The organism is Saccharomonospora xinjiangensis XJ-54 (assembly GCF_000258175.1).
GTDB classification, from domain to species: Bacteria; Actinomycetota; Actinomycetes; order Mycobacteriales; family Pseudonocardiaceae; genus Saccharomonospora; species Saccharomonospora xinjiangensis.
In genome coordinates this window covers 136,741-144,375 of the sequence record NZ_JH636049.1, presented here as the reverse complement: position 1 = coordinate 144,375, position 7,635 = coordinate 136,741, and the positions used below count along the sequence as shown (strand labels likewise).

Genomic DNA, 7,635 nt, shown 5'->3' with positions numbered 1-7,635 from the left:
CGACGCTGGCGTGCCGCGTCGCCGAACGCGGCGCACGCCAGATTCTGCTGGCACCGCGCGTCCCCGCCGAGACGGCCGGACGGGACGACTCGGCGCTGACGGCTCGGCTTGCCGAACTCGGCGCGTCCGTCCGTGTCGTCGGCGACACCGGCGAGGCCCTCGACGAGACGCTCATCGGACTGCTCGGCGCAACCCCGCTCGCCGCCGTCGTCCACGTCGAGACGGCGGCGGCGCCCGTCGGACGGCTCTGCGACGTCGATCCGGCCGAGTTCGACGCCGGGGTGCGCGCCGTCCTGCGCTCGATCTCCGAGGTGATCGGGTTCGCCCGCAGGGCGGGCGCCGCCGACCTGTTGATGTTCTCCTCGCTGACCGGCGTGTGGGGAGCGGGCGGATATGCGGCACAGGCCGCGATCGAGTCCCACCTCGACGCGCTGGGTCGGCGCCCCTCTGCCGACGGCCCCCGCGTCCGCTCGCTTTCCTGGGGGACCTGGGAGCAGGAGTCGGTCCGCAGCGCGTCGGACGCGACGAACGATCACTGGAGTGACCGCGGGTTGCGACCCATGGCGGCCGACCGTGCCCTGGACGTCCTGGACGCGGCGATGGCCGCCGCCGTCGAGCCCTGGATCGTCGCCGACATCGACTGGGCGGTCTTCGCCGCCGCCTACACCAGCCTGCGCCCCGGACCGCTCGTAGAGGGACTGGTGGCCGCCGACGCCGAGGAGCAGGCCTCCTCCGCCGCTGCGGCGACCGAGGACGTCCGCCTGCGCGACGTCGATGCCGAGGAGCGGCGCAGCCTGCTGCTCGACCGGGTGCGGGGCGACGCCGCCCTGCTCCTCGGCCACGCCTCGGCCGCTGCCGTTGGGGCCGACCAGGCTTTCCGGGACATGGGCATGGACTCGCTCACGGCCGTCCGGCTGCGTGACCGGCTCGCCGCGAGCACGGGCCTGCGACTGTCCAGCACGCTGGTCTTCGACCACCCGACTCCTCAGGCGCTCGTCCGCCACCTGGAGACCGAACTCCTCGGCACCGCGGCGGAGCCGAACCGGGACCGGCCTGCCGAAGTCGCCGAGGTCGCGGCCGTCGCCGACGACGAGCCGATCGCGATCATCGGAATGGCCTGCCGCTTCCCCGGCGGCATCGACTCGCCCGAGTCGCTCTGGCGGCTGCTCGTCGGCGGCGAGGACGCGATGTCGCCCTTCCCGCTGGATCGCGGCTGGGATGTCGAGGCGCTCTACCATGCTGATCCGGCCAACCGGGGCACGAGCTACACCCGCACCGGCGGCTTCCTGCACGACCCCGCCGGTTTCGACGCCGACTTCTTCGGCATCTCTCCGCGTGAGGCGACGGCGATGGACCCGCAGCAGCGGCTGCTGCTGGAGACCTCCTGGGAGGCCTTCGAACGGGCGGGCATCGATCCTTCGCTGATGCGGGGCAGCGCGACCGGTGTCTTCACCGGCATCGCCTGGCGCGACTACGGCAGCGATCCGGGCCGGGACGCTGAGGCCGCCGAGGGATACCTGATGACCGGCAACGCGACGAGCATCGCCTCCGGTCGAGTCGCGTACACGCTGGGTTTGGAGGGCCCGGCGATCACGGTTGACACGGCCTGCTCCTCATCGCTGGTCGCCCTGCACCTGGCTGGCCAGGCGCTGCGCGGCGGCGAGTGCTCGATGGCGCTGGCCGGTGGGGCAGCCGTGATGGCCACGCCCGTCGCCTTCGTCGAGTTCTCCCGCCAGCGCGGTCTCGCACCCGACGGCCGCTGCAAGCCGTTCGCCAAGGCGGCGGACGGCACCGGCTGGTCGGAAGGCGTCGGCGTGCTGCTTCTGGAACGACTCTCCGACGCACGGCGCAACGGCCGCCGGGTGCTGGGGATCGTCCGAGGCACCGCGATCAATCAGGACGGGGCCAGCAACGGACTGTCCGCCCCCAGCGGGCCTGCGCAGCAGCGGGTCATCCAACAGGCGCTGGCCCACTCCGGACTCACAGCGGACGATGTCGACGCGGTCGAGGCGCACGGCACGGGCACCAGACTGGGCGATCCGATCGAGGCGCAGGCGCTGCTCGCCACCTACGGCCGGGGCCGGTCGGAGGACCGGCCGCTATGGCTCGGCTCGGTGAAGTCCAACATCGGCCACACCGGGGCGGCCGCAGGCGTCGCCGGTGTGATCAAGATGGTGATGGCGCTGCGGCACGAGATGCTGCCGCGCACCCTGCACGTGGACGAGCCCACGCCCGAGGTGGACTGGACGACGGGCGGCGTGCGGCTGCTGACCGACGCTCGCGACTGGCCCCGACACGACCGGCCGCGTCGCGCCGGGGTGTCGGCGTTCGGCTTCAGCGGGACCAACGCGCACATCCTGCTGGAGGAGGCTGACCGGGCGGAACCCGGGCCTGCCACCGTCCCGGAGGTCGCCGCCCTGCCGCCGGTCGTCCGGCCGGACGCGGTGCCGCTGCTGCTCTCCGCGCGCGGAGAGTCCGCGCTGCGCGCGCAGAGCCGACGCCTGCGCCGGCTGCTGATCGAACAGCCCGAGTTGTCGATCGTGGACGTGGCCTGCTCGCTAACGACGAGCCGCACGACGCACCGGTATCGCGCGGTGGTGGTCGGCGCCGACCGAGCGGAGCTGCTCGCCGGGCTCGACGCGGTAGCCGACGGGCGCGAGGCCGCCGGTGTCGTGACAGGCATCGCCCACGACGGCGACCGTCGTCCGGTGTTCGTCTTCCCGGGGCAGGGCTCCCAATGGCAGGGAATGGCAGCGGAACTGCTGGCCGCCTCGCCCGTCTTCGCTCAGTCGATCGCCGCCTGCGAGCGGGCACTGACCCCCTTCGTGGACTGGTCGCTGCGTGACCTGCTGAGCCCCGACGCCGATCCGGCGCTCGCCGATCGCGTCGACGTCGTGCAGCCTGTGCTGTGGGCGGTGCTGGTGTCGCTGGCGGAGTTGTGGCGCTCCTGCGGCGTGGTCCCCGCTGCCGTCCTCGGTCACTCACAGGGGGAGATCGCGGCGGCCTGCATCGCGGGCGGCCTCTCACTCTCCGACGGGGCCAGGATCGTCGCCCGGCGCAGTCAGGCCGTCGCTGAGACCCTCGCGGGCGGCGGCGGAATGGCGTCGGTGGGCCTGTCCGCGCGGCGGACGACGGAGGCGATCACGGCACTCGGCGACTCCGCCGCGGGCCTGGCGATCGCCGCGGTGAACGGACCGACCTCGACCGTTGTCGCGGGCGGGACGGCGGCGTTGGACGCGCTCGTGGCGCACTGCTCGGCCAGCGGCCTCCGTGCGCGTCGCGTCGCGGTTGATTACGCGTCGCATTCCGAGCAGGTGGAGGCGCTGCACACCCGGCTGCTCGCACTGTTCGAGGGAGTCGAGCCGCACGCCGGTGAGGTGCCGTTCTACTCGACAGTGGAGGCCGCCCGACTGGGCACGGCCGAGCTGGACGCCGAGTACTGGTATCGGAACCTGCGCCGCACGGTGCGGTTCGAGGAGACCACGCGTGCCCTCCTCGCCGACCGGCACGAAGTGTTTCTGGAGGTCAGCCCGCACCCGGTGCTCGCCATGAGTATCGAGGAAATCCTCGCGGACACCGCTGTCGACGAAGGCTTCGCCGGGGCGACCCTGCGGCGGGACGACGGGGGAGCGGCTCGGTTCCTCACCGCGCTGGCCGACCTGCACGTCCGAGGCGTCCCCGTGGACTGGCCACGCCTGCTCGGCGGCTGGGGAGGCAGAACGATCGACCTCCCGACGTATGCCTTCCAACGGGAACGGTTCTGGCTCGACCCTGACCCGGCACCCTCGCCGGTCGGCTCCCGGCCGCGTCCGGGCGTGGGCTCGGTGGAGGACTCCTTCTGGGCAGCCGTGGAGCAGGGCGACACGGCGGGTGTCACGCGGCTGGTGGCGGACTCGGCGGCGGACGACCACGACGCGGTGGCGTCGGTGGTGCCGATGCTGTCCCGGTGGCGGCGCCGCGCCCGGGAGCACGAGGTCGTGGACTCATGGCGGTATCGCGTCCGGTGGGCGCGGGTGTCGGTGTCGGCGGAAGCCGACACCGCTCGACTCGACGGCCGCTGGGTGCTCGTCGACTCTGCATCGGAGACCGACGACGCGGAGCAGATGACCCGTGCCCTGTCTCGCGGGGGCGCCGAGGTGGTCCGGGTCACGGTGGAACAAGGCCTCGATCGGGGGGCGCTGGCCGAGCGACTGCGGACGACGATCGCCGTAGACGGCCCGGTGAACGGCGTGGTGTCGCTGCTCGCCCTGCCGCAGCCGGTCGGATGCCGACTCGACGTCGAGGATCCCGCCGCCCGCCGCCCGCCCGTCGTGCCGGGCCTCGAAGCCCGGCATGACCTGCCCGACACGGTGTCGAGCGGCGGGCTCGCCGACACGGTGACGTTGTTCCAGGCACTGGGGGACGCGGGTGTGGCCGCGCCGCTGTGGTGCGTCACCCGCGACGCGGTGTCCCCACACGGGCCCGGCTCCGCATTCGTCGATCCCGAACAGGCGATGGTGTGGGGTGTGGGCCGCGTGGCGGCGCTGGAACAGCCGGATCAGTGGGGCGGCATGATCGACCTGCCCGCGTCCCTCGGGGATCAGACCGTCTCCCGGCTGTGCGGGGTCCTCGCAGGCACCATGGGCGAGGATCAGGTGGCGGTGCGCTCCTCCGGGGTGTTCGCACGCCGGCTCGTCCGAGCACCGCTGCCCATGACCGGCCAGGTCGAGTCCGCTGCCGGGCGCACGCCTGACACCGCACCCAGCGCAGCGGCGGACGATCGGACCATTCTCCTCACCCCCGCGACGTCTGGCCGTTGGACGGCGGGTGGCACGGTGCTGGTCACCGGCGGCACCGGGGCGCTGGGTGCCCAGGTGGCGCGGTGGCTCGTCGGTCGCGGCGTCGAGCACCTCGTGCTCACCTCGCGGCGCGGTGCGGCGGCGCCGGGAGCCGAGGACCTCGCCGACGAGCTTCGCCGCCTCGGTGCGGAGGTCACTCTCGCGGCCTGCGACGTGGCCGAGCGCGACGCGCTGCGCCGTGTCCTGGACGAGATCCCGGCTGAGGCGCCGCTGACCGGTGTGGTGCACACCGCCGGGATCCTGGACGACACCACGATCGAGGCGCTCACGCCGCGGCAGATCCGCGCGGTGCTCGACGTCAAGGCCCAGGGCGCGGTGAACCTGCATCACCTCACACGCGATCATGACCTCGCCTGCTTCCTGTTGTTCTCCTCGGCTGGTGCGACCGTTGGTGTGCCGGGCCAGGGCAACTACGCACCCGGCAACGTCTTCCTCGACGCACTCGCCGAGTGGCGACGCGCCGCGGGTCTGCCCGCGACCTCCGTCGCATGGGGAGCCTGGGAAGCCAGCGGCATGGCCACGGGCGCCGTGCGAGACCTCTTCGAACGCCACGGCACTCCGGCGCTGGACCCCGCCTTGGCCCTGACGGCCCTGAACCAGGCGGTCGAGCATCACGAGACCTTCCTGTGCGTCGCGGACATCCGCTGGGAGCGTTACCTCGTCGCCTATACCGCCGCCCGCCCGAGCACCCTGTTCGACGAGGTGCCAGAAGTGCGCGAGCTGATCGATCGGGAGCGTCTCGGCGCTTCGGGACCGGCTTCGGCCGCAGCCACGGCGATCGACCGCCTGCGCGGCCTGCCCGCACGGGAACGGGACAAGGAGCTCGCCGACCTGGTGCGCTCCACCGTCGCCGTCGTGCTGGGCCACGGATCACCGGAGCAGGTCGATCCGCGTCGGCCGTTCCAGGAGATCGGGTTCGACTCGGTGACCTCCGTCGAACTGCGCAACCGCCTCAATGGCGCGACCGGGCTCCGGCTGCCGGTCACGGCGATCTTCGACCATCCCACTCCGGCCGCGCTGGCCGCCGAACTGGCCCAGGGGCTGCTCGGCACGAGGGACGAGCCCGCCGCCGCCGTCGTGAACCAGCGGATCGCCGAGGACGACGACCCGATCGCCGTGGTCGGCATGGCCTGCCGTCTGCCGGGTGACGTGCGGTCCCCGGAACAACTGTGGCAACTGCTCGCCGAGGGCCGTGACGGTCTCGTTCCGCTGCCGGTCGACCGGGGCTGGGAGGACGAGCGAACGGACGGATCCGCCGAGGACTCGCCTTCGCTCCCGGCCGCGGGCGGCTTCCTCGCCGACGCCACCGAATTCGACGCCGGTCTGTTCGGGATCTCGCCTCGTGAGGCGGTGGCGATGGATCCGCAGCAGCGCCTGTTGCTGGAGACCGCATGGGAGGCCTTCGAACGGAGTGGCCTCGACCCACACTCGGTCCACGGCCGCGACATCGGCGTCTTCGCGGGCGTCGCGGGCGTTGACTACGTGACTCGTCAACGGCATGCGACCGAAACGGGTCGGGGACACCTCATGACGGGCAACGCGGCGAGTGTCCTGTCCGGACGAGTCTCCTATGTCTTCGGTCTTGAGGGTCCTGCGGTGACGGTGGACACCGCGTGCTCGTCGTCGCTGGTGGCCCTGCACCAGGCGGCACAGTCCCTGCGCGCCGGTGAGTGTTCGATGGCTCTGGCTGGCGGGGTGACGGTCATGGCCACTCCGCTGGTGCTCCAGCAGTTCACTCAACAGGGCGGGCTTGCCGCCGACGGCCGGGTCAAGGCCTTCTCGGATGCGGCGGACGGCACCGGCATGGCCGAGGGTGTCGGGCTGCTGGTGTTGGAGCGGTTGTCGGATGCGGTGCGCAACGGCAGGCGGGTTCTCGCTGTCGTGCGGGGTTCGGCGGTGAATCAGGATGGTGCGTCGAATGGGTTGACGGCGCCGAATGGTCCGTCGCAGCAGCGGGTGATCCGTCAGGCTTTGGCGAACGCGCGTTTGTCCACTGGGGACGTTGACGTCGTGGAGGCACACGGCACCGGTACCCGGCTTGGTGATCCGATTGAGGCGCAGGCTCTGTTGGCGACCTACGGGCAGGACCGTGCCGAGGGTATGCCGTTGTGGCTGGGTTCGGTGAAGTCGAACATCGGGCATACGCAGGCTGCTGCGGGTGTGGCTGGTGTGATCAAGATGGTCATGGCGATGTGGCATGGGGTGTTGCCGCGGACCCTGCATGTGGGTGAGCCCACGTCGCAGGTGGATTGGTCGTCGGGTGCGGTGGAGTTGCTGACCGAGTCGCGGCCGTGGCCCGAGGTGGACCGTCCCCGCAGGGCCGCGGTGTCCTCCTTCGGGATCAGCGGCACCAACGCCCACGTCATCCTCGAACAGCCCCCGGCCCACGACAGCACCCACGACAGCACCCACGAGTCCGACGCGGAACAGCCGACCCACGGGGCGACCGAGGCTCCGTCCTCGACCCCGCCGTGGGTGATCTCGGGTGGGTCGGCGCAGGCGCTGCGTGCCCAGGCCGCGCGGCTCCTCGAACGACTCGCCGCCGACTCCGAGTGGTCTCCCGTCCAGGTGGCCGTCGCACTGACCAGGTCACGTGCGCGGCTCGACCACCGAGCGGTGGTGCTCGGCTCCGACCGAGCCGAACTCCTCGCCGGCCTCACCGCGGTGGCCGACGACCGTGACGCCCCTGGTGTCGTGCGCGGAACCGCCCGGCAGACGGGACGGGTGGCGATGGTCTTCACCGGGCAGGGCTCCCAACACGCCGGGATGGGACGCGAGCTTTACGAGCACTACCCGC

The 7,635-nt window shown here is 72.3% G+C and carries 1 protein-coding gene; it reads left to right on the top strand.

Annotated features, from left to right (window positions below; translation table 11 throughout):
* A partial coding sequence (locus tag SACXIDRAFT_RS23410) for a type I polyketide synthase (RefSeq protein ID WP_006236441.1) occupies nucleotides 1-7,635 on the top strand: 7,635 nt, incomplete at both ends.